This window comes from Pseudomonas sp. 1928-m, assembly GCF_029269135.1.
Classification (GTDB): domain Bacteria; phylum Pseudomonadota; class Gammaproteobacteria; order Pseudomonadales; family Pseudomonadaceae; genus Aquipseudomonas.
Genome location: NZ_JARIXO010000001.1, coordinates 519,620 through 538,751, shown reverse-complemented (window position 1 = coordinate 538,751; position 19,132 = coordinate 519,620). Strand labels below are relative to the sequence as shown.

Genomic DNA, 19,132 nt, shown 5'->3' with positions numbered 1-19,132 from the left:
ACCATGGACAAATTTATGCAAGCGGCCATCGATGAAGCCCGCCAGGGCCTGGCCGAAGGCGGCATCCCGATCGGCTCGGTACTGGTGCACAACGGCCAGATTATTGGTCGCGGCCACAACCGCCGCGTACAACAGGGCAGCGCCATCCGTCATGGTGAAATGGACGCCCTGGAAAATGCCGGCCGGCAGACCGCGCAGACCTACCGCGAGTCGGTGCTCTACACCACCCTCTCACCCTGCGCGATGTGCAGCGGGGCGATCCTGCTGTATGGCATCCCCAAGGTGATCATCGGCGAGAACCAGACCTTCCTCGGCGAAGAAGCGCTGCTGCGCGAGCGTGGCGTGCAGCTCGATGTGCTGCACAACAGCGAATGCCTGCACCTGATGCAGGCCTTTATCGCCGCCCAGCCGACGCTGTGGAACGAGGATATCGGCGAGTAGCTGCTATCCCTGCTGCCCCGCCAACCAACTGCGCACCTCGGCGTAGGGATAATCTTCCAGCGCGGCAAACCCACCGAGCTGGCGCGCCTTGAGCTTGGTAAACAGCGGCACGCTGATACCGCAGAGAAAGCGCGTCAGGCACTCGGCGCTTGGCGCGCTGCCTTTGAGCTCCTGATGCTTGCGCACAAAGCCGTCGCATAGCCCGTGCACATCCTGCTCCGCCAGCGGCGGCAAGGCCGGTGGCGCAGGTAACTGAGCCACCTGCCCACGGCATACCGAACAATGCCCACACTGCTGCGGCGCGTTGGCGTCGCCGAAATAGGCGGCCAAGCGCTGGCTCAGGCACAGCTCGCTGGCAAACAGCGCGAGCATGGCGTGAATCCGGCGGATTTCGCTGGCTTCCTGCTGGCTGAAATAGCCGTGTAATTCCGCGCCCAAGGCCGCCGGATCGAAACCCGGGTCGAGCAGCGCGTAGACCTCGGTCATCTGCTTGCTTTCCAGCTCAATCCAGCCCTTTTCCTGGAAGTAATCCAGCGCCTTGATCACCCGGCCGCGCTCGGCCTGGTGCTGCTGGTAGAGCTGATCGAAGTCCACCGTGCACCAGGTGCGTGCGCGCTGCGAGGTGCTGATCAGCGCCTCAACAAACTGCCGCCGCTCACCCTCGAACTTCTCCAGCAGCGCTTCGGGCTCCAAGAGGAATTTGAAGCGATATTCGGCGAAATAAGCGTAACGCGGGGCGATGATGCCGCGTAGCTCCAACTGCACCAGCAGGGTTTTCAGCGGCAGCTGACGGATATTGCTCTGCTCGGAGAGCTGGTTAAGCATCAGCTCCCATTCGCCGCTCTGGCTGCTATTCAGCAGTTCGTCGAGCACACAGCGAATGCCGTCCAGCTCCGGCGTATCGCCATAGACGAAGTTTTCCAGCACGTTGAGGCTGTCGCGGTTGGCCAGCACCAGGCAGTCCGAGGGCTGGCCATCGCGGCCGGCGCGGCCGATTTCCTGGCTGTAATTCTCGATGGATTTCGGCAGGTCGAAGTGCAGCACATTGCGGATATCGGCCTTATCGATGCCCATGCCAAAGGCGATAGTGGCGACGATGCAGTTGATCTGCCCCGCCATAAACTGGCGCTGAATCGCCTCGCGGGCCTCATGCGGCATACCGGCGTGGTAGGCACTGGCAGCAATGCCGCGCTGGCTCAGGCGCGCAGCCACCTGCTCGGCGGTCTTCTGCTGGGTCACGTAGACGATGCTTGGCTGCCCGGCCTTGGCTCCTAACCACTGCTCCAGACGGCGCTGTTTGTCAGCACCACTGACCGGCTCGACCAGCAGATTGAGGTTGGCGCGGTAGAAACCGGTAGTGACCACGTCACCGGCGGCGATGGCAAACTTCTGCTGCATATCGGCAATCACCGGCGGCGTGGCCGTGGCGGTGAGCAGCAGCACCTGCGGGATGCCGAACTGGCGCTGGTAGTCCGGCAGCTTGAGGTAATCCGGACGGAAGTTATGCCCCCACTCGGAGATGCAGTGGGCCTCGTCGATCACCAGCAACGAGATCGGCACCTGGGCAATAAAGTTGCGAAAACGCTCATTTTTCAGGCGTTCGACCGAGATCATCAGAATCTTCAGCTCGCCGGATTTCGCCCGCGTCATCACCGCGCTGGCCTCCTCGCGGCTTTGCGCCGAATCGATACTCGCGGCGCTGATGCCACGGCTATGCAGAAACGCCAGCTGATCCTGCATCAGCGCCAGCAAGGGCGAGACCACCAACGTCAGGTGCGGCAGATGCAGCGCCGGCAGCTGGTAGCACAAGGACTTGCCCGAACCTGTAGGAAAGATCGCCGCCGCCGAACGGCCCGCCAGCACGGCCGTCACCACCCGCTCCTGGCCGGGACGCAGTTGCTGAAAACCAAACACACGCTCAAGGGTACTCATAGCTGTCACTCCATTGACCGCACTGGCGGCAAACAATGATTAATTCCTACAAACCGCGCTGCTATTGCCAATCCAACTAACACCACGGGCCACACAGGCGTACATTCAAACCATGCAAATAAAAAAGGAGATGAGTATGCAGGTATCTGGTTTCAGCGGCAGCTTGCCGGTTACCCACTAGATCGCTCACCACCCAGGCCAGATGGCCGCGCAGCATAGACCCCGGAAGAACCGGAGTAGCTGATGCGAACCACAGGCCGATGCGCAGTCTGGCGGGACAACTCAGGTTCGCCGTGAGTTATGCCAAACCATAGACCTAACGCCGCCACACAACTCGAAAGCGCCAGCGGCCACCCGCGACATATCGACACCTACCTGGCACTTGCCAGTCATGCTGAAGTCGACAGCCGCAGACAATGGCTCTGGAAATCGCCTGAGTTGCCAACCCCGTTAGCGCTGTGGCCCGAGACAGCCATATAGCAACATCTAGGGCCGTGCAGAGCGGCCACCTGAGCAAGAGTGCAACGCGCAACACTCGCAAACGTGCCTGATCTGTTAGCAGATACGCACCCAAAGCCGCCTCCGGGCGGCTTTTCCGTTTCTTATCGCACATGCAAAGCACCGTGGGAGGGGTTTAGCCGCGATAACTTATTAAAAGCTCGCCGCTAAAGCGCCTCCCACCGGTTATCGCTGTGATTTCCCGTGCATAAAAAAACCGCCGATTAAGGCGGTTTTTTCAGCGCGGCAGTTACAGCTTAGAGTTGCGGGCCGGCATTCTTGATGGCATCGCTGACATCGAACTTCTTGAAGTTCTCAATGAACAGACCGGCCAGGCCTTTGGCGGCTTCGTCGTAGGCGTTTTTGTCTTCCCAGGTGTTACGTGGGTTGAGCAGGTTGGTTTCAACGCCTGGTACCGACTTCGGCACGCTCAGGTTGATGATCGGCAGCAGCTCGGTTTCGGTACCGATCAGCGCGCCGCTCTGGATCGCTGCAATCACGCCACGGGTGGTCGGGATATTGAAGCGCTTGCCAACGCCGTAGCCGCCGCCGGTCCAGCCGGTGTTGACCAGGTAGACCTTGGAACCGAAGCCGCGGATACGCTTGATCAGCAGTTCAGCGTACTCGCCAGCCGGACGCGGGAAGAACGGCGCGCCGAAGCAGGTGGAGAAGGTCGACTTGATGCCGCCGCCGCTGCCCATTTCGGTGGAACCAACCAGCGCGGTGTAGCCGGAGAGGAAGTGGTAAGCCGCTTGCTCTTCGTTGAGGATCGACACCGGTGGCAGTACGCCAGTCAGGTCGCAGGTCAGGAAGATCACGGCGTTCGGCTCGCCGCCGAGGTTCTTCTCGCTGCGCTTCTCAACCAGCTCCAGCGGGTAGGCCGCACGGCTGTTCTGGGTCAGACTGTCGTCGGCGTAGTTCGGTACGCGATTTTCGTCGAGCACCACGTTTTCCAGCACGGCGCGGAACTGGATGGCTTTCCAGATGACAGGCTCGTTCTTCTCGGACAGGTCGATGCACTTGGCATAGCAACCGCCTTCGATGTTGAACACCACACCCACGCCCCAGCCGTGCTCGTCGTCGCCGATCAGGTAGCGGCTTTCGTCGGCCGACAGGGTGGTCTTGCCGGTGCCGGACAGGCCGAAGAACAGGGTCACGTCGCCTTCTTCACCGATGTTGGCCGCGCAGTGCATCGGCAGCACGTCGGCGTCCGGCAGCAGGAAATTCTGCACGCTGAACATGGCTTTCTTCATTTCACCGGCGTAACGCATGCCGGCGATCAGGACTTTCTTGGCGGCGAAGTTGAGGATCACGCAGCCATCGGAATTGGTGCCGTCACGCTCCGGTACGCACTCGAAGTTGGCGACGTTGAGCACTTGCCACTCGCCTTTGCCAGCCGGGTTGTACTGCTCCGGGTTGATAAACAGGCAACGGCCGAACAGGTTCTGCCAGGCGGTGGCAGTGGTCATCTTGACCGGCAGGTAGTGCGCGTCGGCAGAACCTACATGAACGTAGGAAACGAAGCTGTCCTGGGCGTCGGAGAACGCCTGCACGCGGTCCCACAGGGCATCGAACTTGTCAGCCGGGAACGGACGGTTGATCGCGCCCCAGGCGATTTTCGCCTCGGTGCTCGGCTCTTGCACGATGAAGCGATCAGCCGGCGAACGACCCGTGCGATGGCCTGTGCGTACAACCAGGGAGCCGTTGGCGGCCAGCTCGCCTTCACCGCGACGAAGGGCTTCTTCGACCAGTTGGGCAGCGCTGATGTCGGTGTACACGGCGTTGTTGGCTTGCGTCATGTGGGTCCCCGTCGGCCACGTGGCCGAGTCTTCCGAACGTTTTGTAGTAGAAAATCAAGCACTACTACAGCGAAAAAAGTGCGCCGGATTATGCCAGAAAAAGCCAGCTGCGGGTGCAGCCTCTGATCAGATCATGCCGGTGCGATTTGCGGCTATTTGCCACAGAACCTGCTTAGGATTTAGTGGCGCGTATCCGATGGTGCTTCGATGCTGCCATCGATAAACAGTTGCAGTACATCCGCCGCATCGAACAGGTAGCGCTCGTTGCAGAACTGGCAATCGATTTCCACGCTGCCGCCATGCTCCTGCACCAGCGCCTCGGCGTCGGCCTGGCCGAGGCTGATCAGCGCGCGGCTGGAGCGCTCACGCGAGCAGCTGCAACGGAACTGCAGGGCGCGCGGGTCAAACAGGCGCAGCGCTTCCTGGTGATACAGACGGTGCAGCAGGGTTTCGTTATCCAAACCCAGCAGCTCCTCGGCCTTCAGCGTATCGGCCAGGGCCATGGCGTGCTGCCAGCTGGCTTCACGCTCATCGGCTTCCTTCAAACGGTCGGCCGGCAGCTGCTGCAACAGCAGGCCGCGGGCACGTTGGCCATCGGCACTGAGCCAGAAACGCGTCGGCAACTGCTCGGAGGTGGCGAAGTAATTGGTCAGGCAATCGGCCAGGGTTTCCCCTTCCAGATCGACAATGCCCTGATAACGCTGCCCGGATTTCGGGTCGACGGTCATGGCCAGCACGCCATCGGGCATCAGTTCACGCAGGTTGGCATCGGCAGTGATCTGCTCGGCGTGATAACGGGCGATACCGCGCAGCTCGCCTTCGCTGGAGCATTCGACCATCAGCAATGGCACTGCACCGGAAGAGCGTGCCTGGAGAATCAGCAGGCCTTCAAATTTCAGCGTGCCAATCAGCAAGGAGGCGGCGGCCAGCAGTTCACCCAGCAGTTGGGCGACCGGTTGCGGGTAGGTGTGCTTGGCCAGCACATGGCTATAACTGTCGGCCAGGCCGACCAGTTCGCCACGGATATCGCTGTCGTCGAACAAGAAGCGTTGGGAAAAATCAGGCATGCCAACTTCACTGAGTGTGACTCGGCCCGCGATTTTAGGCGCAAACGCCCGTCCGACCAAGCGCCTCTTATCTATCAGCGCTGCGGGCGGAAGCTATCGATAGCCACCAACATCACAGTTAGCGACAAAAGGCAGGGCGAAACTTTGCATTCTTGTGACCAACTCCCTAGCATGCGCGCCGCCTTAAAGCCCTTACAGATGACAAGGATGCCACTGCATGAACCCTTCATTTATTAACCCGCAATGGCGTATCCGCCCGCTGGTTGCCTGCCATATCGTCGCCCTCCTGCTGCTCGCCAGCTGGTTGTGGGCGCCCAGCCGCGCGCTGTGGGACCAGTTCGATCTGCAGCTGTTTGCCCTGCTTAACGAACCCGTGCACAGCGCCGGCTTGTGGGCGCAGACCTGGGCAATCGGCAGCATGCGCCCGGTGGACATGGGTGTTGGCGTGCTGATGCTGGCCGTGATGCTCAAGGCTGACCTGGTGTTCAGCGGCCCTCAGGTGCGCAAAGCGCTGTATGCCTTTCTCGCGGCGCTGATAGTAATGCTGCTGTTTCGCGTCGGCTTCGCCGAGCTGGTCAAGCTGATGGACTGGCAGCGACCAAGTGCATCGCTGGTGGTGGAAGGCGCCGCGCGACTGACCGAACTGTTCCCGACCTGGGAAGAGCGCTGGGATATGAAAGACAGCGCCACCCGCAGTTTCCCCGGTGATCACGCCTCGGTGCTGCTGATCTGGGCGATGTTTATGAGCTTCTTCGCGCGCAACTGGCGCCTGCTGCTGGTCTGGACGATGGCGGTGATTTTTATGCTGCCGCGCCTGGTAGCCGGTGCACATTGGGGCTCGGATGCCCTGGTGGGCGGCCTGTTCCTCGCCCTGCTGGCGCTGGCCTGGGGCTGCTTTACGCCGTTTGCCTACAAAACCAGTGAGTGGCTGGAATACGTCACCCAGCCGCTGCTCAAGAGCCTGGCCAAGCTGCCACTGCTGGGCCGCCTGAGCGTTATCAGCGGGCGCTAGATATAAGGCGCCATGCCCCTAGGCTTCTTCGTCAGCCCAGGGATGGCGCAGGCCGCCGTCTTGCCGATCATTGAAGTCGTGCATCTGCCGACGCTGTTTCTTGCTCGGCCGGCCATCGGTCTGCATACCCAACGCCCCCGCCTTGCGCTGCGCCGCCGCTTGCTCGCGGCGCTCGATGCTTTCTGCCGTTTCGGCATACAACGCCTGCGCCTCAGGCGCGCCACGGCGCACTACTGAAAGCGCCTGCACCACCACACTGCGCTCCTCAAAGCCGGTGCGGATCACGTAGACATCACCGACTCTCGGCTCCTTACCCGGTTTGCAGCGCTCACCGCGATGGTGAACCTTGCCGCCCTCGATAGCGGCCTTGGCCAGGGCACGGGTCTTGAAGAACCTCGCCGCCCATAGCCATTTATCCAGGCGGATCTTGCCGTCGTCTTTATCGCTCATCTGATCCCCTCTGATGCCCGCTGTGCAGGCGGACATTTTGCCTGATGCAGTTGTCATAAGGGCCAACTAGAATGCCCGCAAATATGACGGATCGCCCTTTGAAGACTTTCGACCAACTTGGCGTAATCGGCCTGCGTGAATGGATCAACCTGCCGGAACTGGGCATGGTCGGCCTGCGTGCCAAGATTGACACCGGCGCCAGCACCTCCAGCCTGCACGCCAGCGAGATACAGCCGTTCGACCGCGATGGCGAGCCCTGGGTACGCTTTACCGCGCACCTCGGCACGCTGGTGCAACGTCGACATCGCTGCGAGGCGCAGCTGGTTTCGCTGAAGACCATCAAAAGCTCCAACGGCCAGGCACAATCGCGCTATGTGATTCGCACCAACCTGACCCTGGGCGAGCGCGAATGGCCGGTGGAGTTCACCCTGACCTGCCGCAAAACCATGCGCTACCGCGTGTTGCTTGGCTCCAAGGCGCTGATTGACGGGCAATTGCTGGTCAACCCGGCACTGACCTACGTACAGAACAAACCCACCCTCGCTGACTCCCCTGGTGCCCAATGAAGATCGCCGTGCTGTCGCGCAACCCGCGCCTGTATTCCACCCGTCGCCTGGTTGAAGCCGGGCAGCTGCGGGGCCACGAGATGGTGGTGATCGACACCCTGCGCGCCTATATGAACATCGCCAGCCACAAGCCGCAGATCCACTACCGCGGCAAGCCGCTGGAAGGCTTCGATGCGGTGATCCCACGCATTGGCGCGTCCGTGACCTTCTATGGCTGCGCGGTGCTGCGCCAGTTCGAGATGATGGGCGTGTTCCCGCTTAACGAGTCGGTGGCCATTGCCCGCTCGCGGGACAAACTGCGCTCGCTGCAGCTGCTGTCACGCCGCGGCATCGGCCTGCCGGTGACCGGCTTCGCCCACTCCCCGGATGACATCGCCGACCTGATCGACATGGTCAATGGCGCACCGCTGGTGATCAAGGTGCTGGAGGGCACCCAGGGCATCGGCGTAGTGCTGTGTGAAACGGCAACCGCCGCCGAGTCGGTGATCGAGGCCTTTATGGGCCTCAAGCAAGACATCATGGTGCAGGAATACATCAAGGAAGCCGGCGGCGCGGATATCCGCTGCTTCGTGGTCGGCGATAAGGTGATCGCCGCGATGAAACGTCAGGCCAAGCCCGGCGAATTCCGCTCCAACCTGCACCGTGGCGGCAGCGCCAGCCTGATCAAGATCACCCCGGAAGAACGCATGACCGCAATCCGTGCGGCCAAGGTCATGGGTTTGAGCGTGGCGGGGGTGGATATCCTGCGCTCCAACCACGGCCCGCTGGTGATGGAAGTGAACTCCTCCCCCGGCCTGGAAGGTATCGAAACCACCACCGGCAAGGACGTCGCCAGCCTGGTGATTCAGCACCTGGAGAAGAACAGCGGCCCGAACCTGACGCGTACCAAGGGTAAGGGCTAAGCCTCACAAAAGTGGCGGAGGGTCCTGATGCTGCTGCATCCAGGCCTGAAAATCCGCTTCCTTCAGCGGCCGACTGAAGTGATAGCCCTGCCCCAGCGAACAGCCATGCTGACGCAGACAATCGAGTTGCCACTGGCTTTCGATACCTTCGGCCACGCATTCCAGGCCCAGGTTGCGGGCAATCACCAGAATGGTCTGCACCAGCATCAGGCCGCTGCCGTCTTCACCGTCCATGTCCCAGGTAAAGCTGCGGTCGATCTTCAGACGATCCAGCGGCAGACGCTTGAGGTAAGTCAGCGAGGAGTAGCCGGTGCCGAAATCATCGATGGCGAAACGCACGCCCAGCGCCTTGAGCGCCTGCATATTGCTGATGCACTGCTCAACCTCCTCAAGCAGCACGCCTTCGGTGATTTCCAGCTCCAGCGCCGTGGCTGGCACCTGATGGCGCTGCAGGCACTCGCTGATGCGCGCCACACAACTGCGTTGGCGCAGCTCGCGCGGGCTCAGGTTGACCGCCAGCACCAGCTGCGGCCACTGCGGTAACCAGCGCGCTAATGCCGCGCAGGCCTGTTCCAGCACCCAGGCACCGAGCTCCTCGATCAAGCCGGTCTCTTCAGCCAGCGGGATAAAGTCGCCGGGCATCACTTCGCCGCGCTCCGGATGCACCCAGCGCAGCAGCACTTCCGCGCCGGCAATGCGCTCGGTGGCCAGCGCCAATTGCGGCTGAAACACCAGATACAGCTGGTTGCGCTGCACCGCCTGGCGCAGCTCGCTCTGCATCTGCAAGCGCTGATCGATGGCCGCCTGCATCTCCGGGGCGAAGAAGTGCAAGGCGTTGCGCCCGCCCTGCTTGGCCCGGTACATGGCGGTGTCCGCCTGTTTCAGCACGTCGGCGGCCACCTGACTGCCGAAAGGGTGCAGGGCGATGCCGATGCTGGCGCTGATCGACAGCTCATGACCGTCAATCCAGCAGGTGCCGACCAGGCTTTTCAGCAGTTTTTCTGCAGTGACTGCTGCCGCCTCCGCCGCCAGTTGCGGGTTGCTGTCGAGCCCTTCGAGCAGCACCACAAACTCGTCGCCACCCATTCGCGCCAGGGTGTCTTCGGCGCGCAAGCCGCTGGCCAGGCGCGCCGTAACCTCACGCAGGAGGCCATCGCCGACCAGATGACCGAGGCTGTCGTTGACCGTTTTGAAGTGATCGAGGTCGATAAACAGCAGCGCGCCCAGGGTATTTTCGCGCTGCTCGCGGTCCATCGCGTGCTGCAGACGGTCGAGCAGCAAACGCCGATTGGGCAGGCCGGTGAGTTCATCACTGAAGGCCAGCCGCTCGATTTCGCGCTGATAACGCTGACGCTCGGAAATATCGGTGACGCTGCCGCGAATCAGTACGGGTTCACCGGGCATGCGCACCAGGCGCACCTCGCAAGGAATCTGCCGGCCCTTGCTGTCGCGGTGCAGCCAGTCGAATACTGGCGCCTCGCCGGACATCGCCCGTTGCAGATAGACCTGGCCCAGCTCGGCGGTCAGCTGGCCGTCCGCCTGCTTGCTCGGGCTTAGATCAAACACGCGCTTGCTGGCGATTTCTTCACGGCTGTAACGCAGCAGGCGCAAGGCGTTGTCATTGCACTCGACCAGCGTGCCGTGCAGATCGAACAGCATGATCGCCTCGGGCGCATTCTCGACAATGGTGCGGTAGCGCGCCTCGGCCTGCAGGCGCTCGCTGATGTCTTCCACCAGCAGCAGGAACATGCGCACCCGGCCGGTGCTGTGACGCACCGCGCGCAGGCTGACGCGGGTATGCACCAGGCTGTCGTCGGCGCGGCGAAAGCGTTTTTCCAGCTCAAAACCTTCACGGCGGCCGCTGAGCACCTGGTCGAGCAGCGGCAGCTCGTTGTGCAGGTCGTCCTCCAGCGACAGCTCTTCCCAGCTCGACGCCAGCAGCTGTTCGCGCGAACGCCCGAGAATGCTGCAGAGCTTGTGGTTGACCTCCTCCCAGGCAAAGTTCGGGCTGGTCAGGGCCATACCGATCAGCGGCGCCTCGAAGAACAGACGCAGGCGCTCATCCCGTTCGCGCAGTTGCTGTTCGGCGTATTTACGCGCGCTGACATCCTGCAACGCGCCATATACGCGCACCAACTCGGCGCCGTCGCGCTCGGTGATGCCGCGGATACGCAGCCAACGCGTCTTGCCCTTGGCGGTAAGCAGGCGCACCTCGATATCGAATTGCTCCAGCCCATCGATCAGCTGCTGCAACACCTGTTCGGCCAGCACGCGGCCGCTGGCATCCAGGTAACTCAGTGCGCCATTGAGGTTAGGCGTGCCGTTTTTCGGGTCCAGCTCATAGATACGAAAGCAGCCGGCGCTCCAGTCCATATCCTGCTCTGGCAGGTTTAGCACCCAGCCGCCGAGGTTGGCGATGTGCTCGGTCTGGCTGAACAGATAGCTCTGTTTGAGCAACTCGTCGCTCTGTGAGCGCACCTGGGTGGCCAGTTGCTCGCGGGCGGTGACATCGCTCTGCAGGGCGACAAAATGGCTGATGCCCTGGTCATCGCGCATCGGCGCCAGGGTAAATTCGTTCCAGAATTGCTGGCCGTTCTTGCGGTAGTTACGCAGCACCACATCGCAGCCTATGCCCTCGCGCACGGCCTGCTGCAAGCGGCTCAAGCCCTGTTGCTGCTGGTCATCGCGCAGCAGGAAATTCCAGTTGTTGCCCAGGGCCTCCTCGCGGCTGTAGCCGGTAATCTGCTCGAAGGCCGGGTTGCAGTAGATCAGCGGCAACGCCGGCTGGCGCGCATCAGCAATGATCACCCCCAGAGGGCTGGCCTCCAGCGCCAGATTGGCCAGGGCCAGTTGCTGCTGCATTTGCGCACTGCGCGCCAGCGCCTGGCGCAAGTCGCTCAGGCTGCGCCCCACCAGCAGGGTGGCGAGCATAAATAGCAGCACGCTGAAGTGCAGCTCCATGCGTTGCGGGTCGAGCCAGGCCGCACTATTAACCAGGCCGCGCAGCAGCGGCAGGATCAACACCATCAATACGCTGAGCACCGCACCACAGAGGCCGCCGGCAAAACCCCAGACCAACGCCAGACCCAGCATCATCACGCCAATCAGCGGCAGATTGAGGGTCAGTGGCAACACCCCAAGGAGCCATGGCATGCCGATCAACAGCAGCACCAGCAGTGGCCAGGGCGGCAACTGGCGCAGCACCTCGGGCACCTGCTCGCAGCCGCTGTGTACGGGCCCAGCCAACCAGCCGTGGCGCCGCAGTAATGGGGTCAGATACACCAGCAAGGGGATGGCGATGGCCAGGGCGGTAAGGCTATCGGCCAGCCACAGGGTCATGCTGCCCGAGGGCAGCTCCTCCAGCGGCGCATGACCAAACAACCAGAGATTGCCCTGCACCCCCAGCGACATGGGCACAATCGGCAGCAGCACGCCAAGCAGCATAAAACGCAGCAAATGACTGAGGTCGGGCAACGCCGGATCAAACGGCCGCTGCCGCAGCAACAGCCAGGCCAGTGCTACACCGAGGGTTTCCGGCAGGGCATAGAGCGGCGCCCACTGCCATTCCAGGCCCCACAACGGAATCGACAACGCGGCATTGAGGTACACCGCAAGCAATACGCGCGGCCCCCACCACAGGGCAAACACCAGCGCCAGGGCAAACGGTGGGTACCACAGCGCCGCCCCATCGGTGAACTGGGTCGCCAGGGAAAGCCAGGTGGCCAGATGGAGCAATGGCAGCGGCAGCAACCAGGTCCATGGTGAGAGGCGGTGGGGAACTGCAGGCATGCTGACCTCATGTCATCGCGCTGATAAAGCATAGTTCAGCGCAGTGATGACAGTATGCCAGTGCCCTCTAGACCGCGTCGCGCGGCAACAGCAGCCCCAACGGCAGGCAAACCCGAGCTTCCAGGCCACCGCCGGAGCGGTTACGCAATTCGACGCTGCCGCCGTGCAAGGCGGCGATGCGCTTGACGATGGCCAAGCCCAACCCGGCGCCCTGGCCGCCACGGGCGCGGTCGCCACGGATAAAGGGGTTGAAGATGCTGCCCAACTCGGCCGGATCAATGCCCGCGCCACGGTCCAGCACACTCAGCACCACATAAGGCGCGCTGTGGTCGCCAGACAGGGACACCGCCACTTCCACCGCATTGCCGCCGTAACGCAGGGCATTTTCGATCAGGTTGACCAGGAGCCGCTTGAGCGACACCCGGCGCAACGGGAAAGCGGGCACCGGCTCCATGCACAGGCGCACCATTTCCTGCTTCTGGTTGTAGGGCGCGACCACTTCGCTGATCAGCTCGCGCAGGTCGAGCTGCTCCAACGGCTCGTCACGGCCGTCGCGGATAAAGGCGAGGAACTGGTCAAGGATTGCATCCATGTCCTCGATATCACGGACCATGTCCTCGGTCAGCTCCGAGTCGGTGTGGAGAAACTCCATGGACAGGCGCAGGCGAGTCAGTGGCGTACGCAGGTCGTGCGACACCCCGGCGAGCATCAGTTCACGCTCACGCGCTGCTTGTTCGACGTCTTCGGCCATCTGGTTGAAGGCGCGGTACACCTCGGCCATCTCGTTCGGTGTATCGCCCACTGGCAGGCGCACGCTGCGGCCCTTACCGATCTGCCGGGCGGCAAACACCAGGCGATTCAAGGGCGCGCTGAGCTGACGAACGAAAATCCACGCCGCCGCCGTCGACAGCAGACCAATCGCCAGGAACCAGCCCAGCACACTCCAGATCTTCTGCCCACGCAGTGGATGCGGATACAGCGGCACCCGCAGCCAGTCCTCACCCAGCGCCGGCGCATGCACCCAGAGCGCCGGCGGGCTCTTGGCGCGTACCCGCACTTCGGTGTCCGGGCCCAGTTCGGTCTGCATCTGCCGAGCGAAAATCTCGCTATACGGCCAGTGTTGCTCGGTGGCCGGCACCTGCTCGTGCGGCACGCGCTTGAGCCCGGCGGCTTCGGCGATGGTGGCGCGGTCTTCCGGGTCCGCCGCCCAATAGGCGCGCAGGGTCAGCGCCGCGCCATGGCTGTACTGACGGTCGACCAGCACATCCTCGTTCATCATCAGATAAACCAGGGTCAGCGCCTTGGAGAACAGCACCACGATCAGCACCAGCCACAGCGTGCGGGCGAAGAAACTTTGCGGGAACCAGAGAGGGGTTTTCATCAAGATCTATTTATTACCGTCCGGCACAAACACATAACCCACGCCCCAGACCGTCTGGATATAGCGCGGCTTGGACGGGTCCGGCTCGATCAGCCGGCGCAGGCGGGAAATCTGTACGTCGATAGAGCGCTCCAGGGCGTCCCACTCGCGGCCACGGGCCAGGTTCATCAGCTTGTCGCGGGTCAGCGGCTCGCGGGCGTGTTGCACCAGCGCCTTGAGCACGGCGAACTCGCCGGTGGTGAGCATATGCACCTCATCACCCTTCTTCAGCTCGCGGGTGGCCAGGCTCAGCTCGTACTCGCCAAAGCTCACGCTTTCGTCCTCGCTACCCGGCGCGCCCGGTACTACCGGGGCCTGGCGGCGCAGTACGGCCTTGATCCGCGCCAGCAGCTCGCGCGGGTTGAACGGCTTGGCCAGGTAATCGTCGGCGCCCAGCTCCAGACCCTGAATGCGGCTGGCCTCATCGCCCTTGGCGGTGAGCATGATGATCGGCACCTGGTTGTTCGCCTCGCGCAGGCGGCGGCAGGCGGACAGGCCGTCCTCGCCCGGCAGCATCAGGTCGAGCACCACCAGATTGAACAGCTCGCGGGCCAGCAGACGGTCCATCTGCTCGACGTTTTCCACCGCACGCACGCGGTAGCCCTGCTCGTCAAAAAAGCGCTCAAGCAGGCGACGCAGGCGGGCGTCGTCGTCAACGATAAGGATTTTTTCGCCTTCAGCGGGAAGTGCAGTGCTGCTCATTCAGGGCTCCTTGTCCGGGCATCCGCCGGGCGCGGACGCGCTGGCAGTGTGCAATGGCCGGCATTATGGCTCAGGAGCCGCAACCGACGTGCAGCCCATTGTTAGCAGATTTTTCCCCGACTGGTTCCCGGTGCGCTGCCGGGCAGTGTTTATAATGCGCGGCTTTCGTGTCTGGCCCGTGGTCTGCGTGGCCGGTTTTTCGTTTCAGTGTGGGTAGCTTTTTATATGCTCAGCATCAACAACCGCATCGCCGAAGAACTGGGCGTACGCCCGCAACAGGTCGCCGCCGCCGTGGCGCTGCTCGATGAAGGCTCCACCGTGCCGTTTATCGCGCGCTACCGTAAAGAGGTCACCGGAAGCCTGGATGACACCCAGCTGCGCAACCTGGAAGAGCGCCTGCGTTACCTGCGCGAACTCGACGAGCGTCGCGCCAGCATCCTCGCCAGCATCGAGGAGCAGGGCAAGCTGACCCCGGAGCTGACCCGCGAGATCAACTTGGCTGAAACCAAGACCCGCCTGGAAGACTTGTACCTGCCGTTCAAACAGAAGCGCCGCACCAAGGGCCAAATCGCCCTGGAAGCCGGCCTCGGCGAGCTGGCCGACGCACTGTTCAACGACCCAACCCTGAATCCCGAAAGTGAGGCCGAGCGTTTTATCGACGCCGAAAAAGGCTTTGCCGACGTCAAGGCCGTGCTTGAAGGCGCCAAATACATCCTGATGGAGCGCTTCGCCGAAGACGCCAACCTGCTGGCCAGCCTGCGCAGCCACCTCAAGGACAACGCCATCCTCAGCGCCCGCGTAGTCGCCGGCAAAGAGAACGAAGGCGCCAAGTTCCGTGATTACTTCGAACACGACGAAAAGCTCAAGGGCGCACCTTCGCACCGTGCCCTGGCGATTTTCCGCGGGCGTAATGAGGGCATCCTCAGCGCCAGCCTGAAAGTCGGCGAGGAAATCCCAGGAGCCATGCATCCGTGCGAAGGCATGATCGGCGAGCGCTTCGGCATCAGTGCCCGTGGCCGCGCCGCCGATAAATGGCTGGGTGAAGTGGTGCGCTGGACCTGGAAGGTCAAGCTCTACACCCATCTGGAAACCGACCTGTTCGGCGAGCTGCGTGAAGCCGCCGAGGACGAGGCGATCAACGTGTTCGCCCGCAACCTGCACGACCTGCTGCTGGCCGCCCCGGCCGGCCCGCGCGCCACTCTGGCGCTGGACCCGGGCCTGCGCACCGGCTGCAAGGTGGCAGTGGTGGATGCCACCGGCAAGGTGCTGGAAACCTCCACGGTTTATCCGCATGCGCCGCGCAACGACTGGGACGGCACCCTGGCGATCCTCGCCAAGCTATGCGCCAAGCACGCAGTCGACCTGATCTCCATAGGCAACGGCACCGCCAGCCGCGAGACCGACAAGCTGGCCGCTGACCTGATCAAGAAGTTGCCGGGCCTGAATCTGACCAAGGTCATGGTGTCCGAGGCCGGCGCCTCGGTGTATTCCGCCTCAGAACTGGCCGCCAAGGAATTCCCCGATATGGACGTGTCGCTGCGCGGCGCTGTGTCCATCGCCCGACGCCTGCAGGACCCGCTGGCCGAGCTGGTGAAGATCGACCCGAAATCCATCGGTGTTGGCCAGTACCAGCACGACGTGTCGCAGCTCAAGCTGGCGCGCTCGCTGGATGCGGTGGTCGAGGACTGCGTAAACGCCGTCGGCGTGGACGTGAACACCGCCTCCGCCGCGCTGCTGGCGCGCATCTCCGGGCTGAACACCACCCTGGCGCAGAACATCGTCGCCTTCCGTGACGCCAACGGCGCGTTCAACAGCCGCGCCGACCTGCTCAAGGTGCCACGCCTGGGCGACAAGACCTTCGAACAGGCGGCTGGCTTTCTGCGCGTGATGAACGGCAGCAACCCGCTGGACGCCTCCGCCGTGCACCCGGAAACCTACCCGCTGGTGCAGCGCATCGCCGCCGATACCGGTCGTGATATCCGCTCGCTGATCGGCGATTCGGGCTTCCTCAAGCGCCTCGACCCGAAGCAGTTCACCGACGATAAATTCGGCCTGGTAACCATCGGCGATATCTTGAGCGAGCTGGAAAAACCCGGCCGCGACCCGCGCCCGGAGTTCAAGACCGCCGAGTTCCAGGAAGGCGTGGAAACCCTCAACGACCTCAAGCTGGGCATGATGCTCGAAGGCGTGGTGACCAACGTGACCAACTTCGGCGCCTTCGTCGATATCGGCGTGCACCAGGACGGTCTGGTGCATATCTCGGCGCTGTCGGAGAAGTTCATCAAGGACCCGCACGAGGCGGTCAAGGCCGGCGACGTGGTCAAGGTCAAGGTCATGGAAGTCGATATCCCGCGCAACCGCATCGCCCTGTCGATGCGCATGGGCGACACGCCCGGCGAGAAGATCGAAGGAACGCGTGGCGGTGCACGTGGCGGCAAGCCGGCCGGCAATGCACCGCGCAGCGAACGCCACTCCAGCCAAGACAAACCGGCTCCGGCCAGCGGCGGCATGGCGGCGCTGTTTGCCAATGCCAAGCAGCTGAAGAAATAGGCCAACGCCAATCCCGTAGGATGGGTTGAGGGGCGCAGCACCGATACCCATCGCAGCCTTGATGGGTATCGCGTTGCTCAACCCATCCTACGGGCTCACCCGCCTTGCCCTGCCGCGTCGCCCTGACGCAAAAGCACAGCGCCCAGCTATAACCTTCTTCACCCGCCTCGGGTTATAAAGCGCTATCGACCGCTGAGCGCGGTTTTCTCGCCCCCTTGTAGAGCATGCGTGTCGTCCCCATATTGAGGCGACCGATGCGTGAAGGAATGCAATCTTGAGCGACCTGTTACCCCGCCGCCTGGCCCAGCTTGGCGAGCGCGCCAACCTCTCCCTGCTTTCCCAATGCCTGCACGGTATCGAGCGCGAATGCCTGCGCGTCGATGGCGACGGCCAGCTGGCGCTGACCCCGCACCCGGCCGCCCTCGGCTCGGCGCTGACCCACACGCAGATCACCACCGACTACTCCGAATCGCTGCTGGAATTTATCACCCCGGCCGAACCGGACCCGGCAGCGACCCTGGCCGACCTGGAGCAGATCCACCGCTTCGCTTACAGCAAGCTGGACGGCGAATACCTGTGGAGCCCGTCGATGCCCTGCGCCCTGCCGGACGAAGAGACGATCCCGATCGCCCGTTACGGCAGCTCACATATCGGCGAACTCAAGTACGTCTACCGCAAGGGCCTGGCCCTGCGTTACGGCAAAACCATGCAGTGCATTGCCGGCATCCACTACAACTTCTCCCTGCCGGAAGCGCTGTGGCAACTGCAGCAGCAGGCCGAAGGCGATACGCGCAGCGCGCGGGACTATCAGTCGGCGCGCTATATCGCGCTGATCCGCAACTTCCGCCGTTACAGCTGGCTGCTGATGTACCTGTTCGGTGCCTCGCCGGCGCTGCACAAGGGCTTTATGCGCGGCCGCCCGCACCAGTTGCAGGAGCTGGACGCAGAAACCCTTTACCTGCCCTACGCCACCAGCCTGCGCATGAGCGACCTGGGTTACCAGAGCACCGCCCAATCCGGTCTGACGCCCTGCTACAACGACCTGGCCAGCTACACCGACAGCCTGCGCCAAGCGGTCGGCACGCCCTACCCGCCCTATGTGGACATTGGCGCGAAGAAGGATGGCGAGTGGCTGCAGCTGAACACCAACATCCTGCAGATCGAGAACGAGTACTACTCGAATATCCGCCCGAAACGCGTGACCTACAGCGGCGAGCGGCCGATCCAGGCGCTGATGGCCCGTGGCGTGCAGTACGTTGAAGTGCGCTGCCTGGACATCAACCCCTTCCTGCCGCTGGGTATTGATCTGACCGAGTCGCGCTTCCTCGACGCCTTCCTGCTGTTCTGCGCGCTGGCCGACAGCCCGCTGCTGGAAAACCGCGAATGCCATGCCTGCACCGACAACTTCCTGACCGTGGTCAAGGAAGGTCGCCGGCCGGGCCTGCAGCTGCAACGCAATGGCCAAGCGGTAGCGCTGCAAACCTGGGCCGATGAGTTGCTCGAACAAATCCGCCCGCTGGCCGAGCTGCTCGACCAGAACTGCGGCGACAATGCCCACAGCCTGGCCTTGCAGGCGCAACAGGCCAAGGTCGCCGATACCAGCCTGACGCCGTCCGCCCAGGTCCTGGCGCAACTGCAACAGGGCCTGAGCTTTACCGAGTTCGCCCTGCGCCAGAGCAAGCTGCACGCCGAATACTTCCGCAGCCAACCGTTAAGCGCCGAGCAGCAGGCAGCCTTTGAGGCCAGCGCGGCCCAGTCGCTGCAGGAGCAGGCCGAACTGGAAGCCCAGGAAGAAGGCGACTTCGACAGCTTTGCTGCGGCCTATCAGGCCAGTATTCTGGCGTTAGCTGTTTAACTGCGAAGCATGCCGGCTCGCGCGCAGCCGGCATTTCGCCAACTGCATCACATAAACCGCCAGCGGTGGCAAAAGCGGGATCAGCGGCGCAGCCCTGCCCAGACGATGCGGCTAGCATTGCACGGGTAAATCCACTGCGAGCTGCCGCC

Annotated in this window: 13 protein-coding genes; 6 read left to right on the top strand and 7 right to left on the bottom strand. The window is 62.8% G+C overall.

Translation table 11 applies throughout. The features are described 5' to 3' along the window. The first annotated feature begins 3 nt into the window (after positions 1 to 3). On the top strand, positions 4 to 441 hold the full coding sequence (locus tag P3C18_RS02400) for a nucleoside deaminase (protein WP_275960274.1): 438 nt from the start codon (positions 4 to 6) through the stop codon (positions 439 to 441). Positions 442 to 444: 3 nt separating this feature from the next. On the opposite strand, the gene P3C18_RS02395 is transcribed toward P3C18_RS02400, so the two are convergent. The 3 genes from P3C18_RS02395 to hslO all read right to left on the bottom strand — a co-directional run bounded on the left by P3C18_RS02395 (position 445) and on the right by hslO (position 5,737). Beyond that, the gene (locus tag P3C18_RS02395) at positions 445 to 2,373 is read right to left on the bottom strand and encodes a RecQ family ATP-dependent DNA helicase (protein WP_275960273.1); all 1,929 of its coding nucleotides are present in this window, start codon (positions 2,371 to 2,373) and stop codon (positions 445 to 447) included. A gap of 755 nt (positions 2,374 to 3,128) precedes the next feature. Further along, positions 3,129 to 4,670 carry a phosphoenolpyruvate carboxykinase gene (locus P3C18_RS02390; protein ID WP_275960272.1) on the bottom strand — a complete coding sequence of 514 codons (1,542 nt, stop codon included), beginning with the start codon at positions 4,668 to 4,670 and terminating at the stop codon, positions 3,129 to 3,131. A gap of 179 nt (positions 4,671 to 4,849) precedes the next feature. Continuing rightward, on the bottom strand, positions 4,850 to 5,737 hold the full coding sequence (gene hslO / locus P3C18_RS02385; protein WP_275960271.1) for an Hsp33 family molecular chaperone HslO: 888 nt from the start codon (positions 5,735 to 5,737) through the stop codon (positions 4,850 to 4,852). Positions 5,738 to 5,954: 217 nt separating this feature from the next. Between hslO and P3C18_RS02380 the strand changes: the two genes are divergently transcribed. After that, a complete protein-coding gene (locus P3C18_RS02380) occupies positions 5,955 to 6,749 on the top strand; it encodes a phosphatase PAP2 family protein (protein WP_275960270.1) in 795 nt (264 codons plus the stop codon). A gap of 18 nt (positions 6,750 to 6,767) precedes the next feature. Here the strand turns inward: P3C18_RS02380 and P3C18_RS02375 are convergent, their stop codons facing one another. Then, positions 6,768 to 7,199, bottom strand: coding sequence for a S4 domain-containing protein (locus P3C18_RS02375; protein ID WP_275960269.1), 432 nt, complete (start codon positions 7,197 to 7,199; stop codon positions 6,768 to 6,770). 131 nt (positions 7,200 to 7,330) lie between these two features. Here P3C18_RS02375 and P3C18_RS02370 point away from each other — a divergent pair, with 131 nt between their 5' ends. Both P3C18_RS02370 and rimK read left to right on the top strand, forming a co-directional pair. Next, positions 7,331 to 7,765 (top strand): ATP-dependent zinc protease, encoded by a 435-nt coding sequence (locus tag P3C18_RS02370; protein ID WP_275961562.1) that lies wholly within the window; start codon positions 7,331 to 7,333, stop codon positions 7,763 to 7,765. Beyond that, complete coding sequence (gene rimK / locus P3C18_RS02365) at positions 7,762 to 8,667, top strand: 30S ribosomal protein S6--L-glutamate ligase (RefSeq protein ID WP_275960268.1); 906 nt, start codon at positions 7,762 to 7,764, stop codon at positions 8,665 to 8,667. Before P3C18_RS02370 ends, rimK begins: the two co-directional genes overlap by 4 nt. 3 nt (positions 8,668 to 8,670) lie before the next feature. Here the strand turns inward: rimK and P3C18_RS02360 are convergent, their stop codons facing one another. The 3 genes from P3C18_RS02360 to ompR form a co-directional block, all read right to left on the bottom strand. Continuing rightward, on the bottom strand, positions 8,671 to 12,456 hold the full coding sequence (locus P3C18_RS02360) for an EAL domain-containing protein (RefSeq protein WP_275960267.1): 3,786 nt from the start codon (positions 12,454 to 12,456) through the stop codon (positions 8,671 to 8,673). Positions 12,457 to 12,523: 67 nt separating this feature from the next. Then, positions 12,524 to 13,837, bottom strand: a complete 1,314-nt coding sequence (locus tag P3C18_RS02355) for an ATP-binding protein (RefSeq protein ID WP_275960266.1) — start codon at positions 13,835 to 13,837, stop codon at positions 12,524 to 12,526. A gap of 6 nt (positions 13,838 to 13,843) precedes the next feature. Next, a complete protein-coding gene (ompR, locus tag P3C18_RS02350; RefSeq protein WP_275960265.1) occupies positions 13,844 to 14,578 on the bottom strand; it encodes a two-component system response regulator OmpR in 735 nt (244 codons plus the stop codon). A 225-nt stretch (positions 14,579 to 14,803) separates the two neighbouring features. On the opposite strand from ompR, the gene P3C18_RS02345 reads away from it, so the two are divergent. Both P3C18_RS02345 and gshA read left to right on the top strand, forming a co-directional pair. Further along, positions 14,804 to 17,128, top strand: a complete 2,325-nt coding sequence (locus P3C18_RS02345) for a Tex family protein (protein WP_275960264.1) — start codon at positions 14,804 to 14,806, stop codon at positions 17,126 to 17,128. 274 nt (positions 17,129 to 17,402) lie between these two features. After that, positions 17,403 to 18,983, top strand: coding sequence for a glutamate--cysteine ligase (gene gshA, locus P3C18_RS02340; protein WP_275960263.1), 1,581 nt, complete (start codon positions 17,403 to 17,405; stop codon positions 18,981 to 18,983). Positions 18,984 to 19,132 lie beyond the last annotated feature (149 nt).

What these genes read in the sequence shown, in the direction of transcription:
- P3C18_RS02400 (WP_275960274.1), top strand. Translation starts at nt 4, where the DNA reads ATGGACAAATTTATGCAAGCGGCCATCGATGAAGCCCGCCAGGGCCTG.
- P3C18_RS02395 (WP_275960273.1), bottom strand. Translation starts at nt 2,373, where the DNA reads ATGAGTACCCTTGAGCGTGTGTTTGGTTTTCAGCAACTGCGTCCCGGC.
- P3C18_RS02390 (WP_275960272.1), bottom strand. Translation starts at nt 4,670, where the DNA reads ATGACGCAAGCCAACAACGCCGTGTACACCGACATCAGCGCTGCCCAA.
- hslO (WP_275960271.1), bottom strand. Translation starts at nt 5,737, where the DNA reads ATGCCTGATTTTTCCCAACGCTTCTTGTTCGACGACAGCGATATCCGT.
- P3C18_RS02380 (WP_275960270.1), top strand. Translation starts at nt 5,955, where the DNA reads ATGAACCCTTCATTTATTAACCCGCAATGGCGTATCCGCCCGCTGGTT.
- P3C18_RS02375 (WP_275960269.1), bottom strand. Translation starts at nt 7,199, where the DNA reads ATGAGCGATAAAGACGACGGCAAGATCCGCCTGGATAAATGGCTATGG.
- rimK (WP_275960268.1), top strand. Translation starts at nt 7,762, where the DNA reads ATGAAGATCGCCGTGCTGTCGCGCAACCCGCGCCTGTATTCCACCCGT.
- P3C18_RS02360 (WP_275960267.1), bottom strand. Translation starts at nt 12,456, where the DNA reads ATGCCTGCAGTTCCCCACCGCCTCTCACCATGGACCTGGTTGCTGCCG.
- P3C18_RS02355 (WP_275960266.1), bottom strand. Translation starts at nt 13,837, where the DNA reads ATGAAAACCCCTCTCTGGTTCCCGCAAAGTTTCTTCGCCCGCACGCTG.
- ompR (WP_275960265.1), bottom strand. Translation starts at nt 14,578, where the DNA reads ATGAGCAGCACTGCACTTCCCGCTGAAGGCGAAAAAATCCTTATCGTT.
- P3C18_RS02345 (WP_275960264.1), top strand. Translation starts at nt 14,804, where the DNA reads ATGCTCAGCATCAACAACCGCATCGCCGAAGAACTGGGCGTACGCCCG.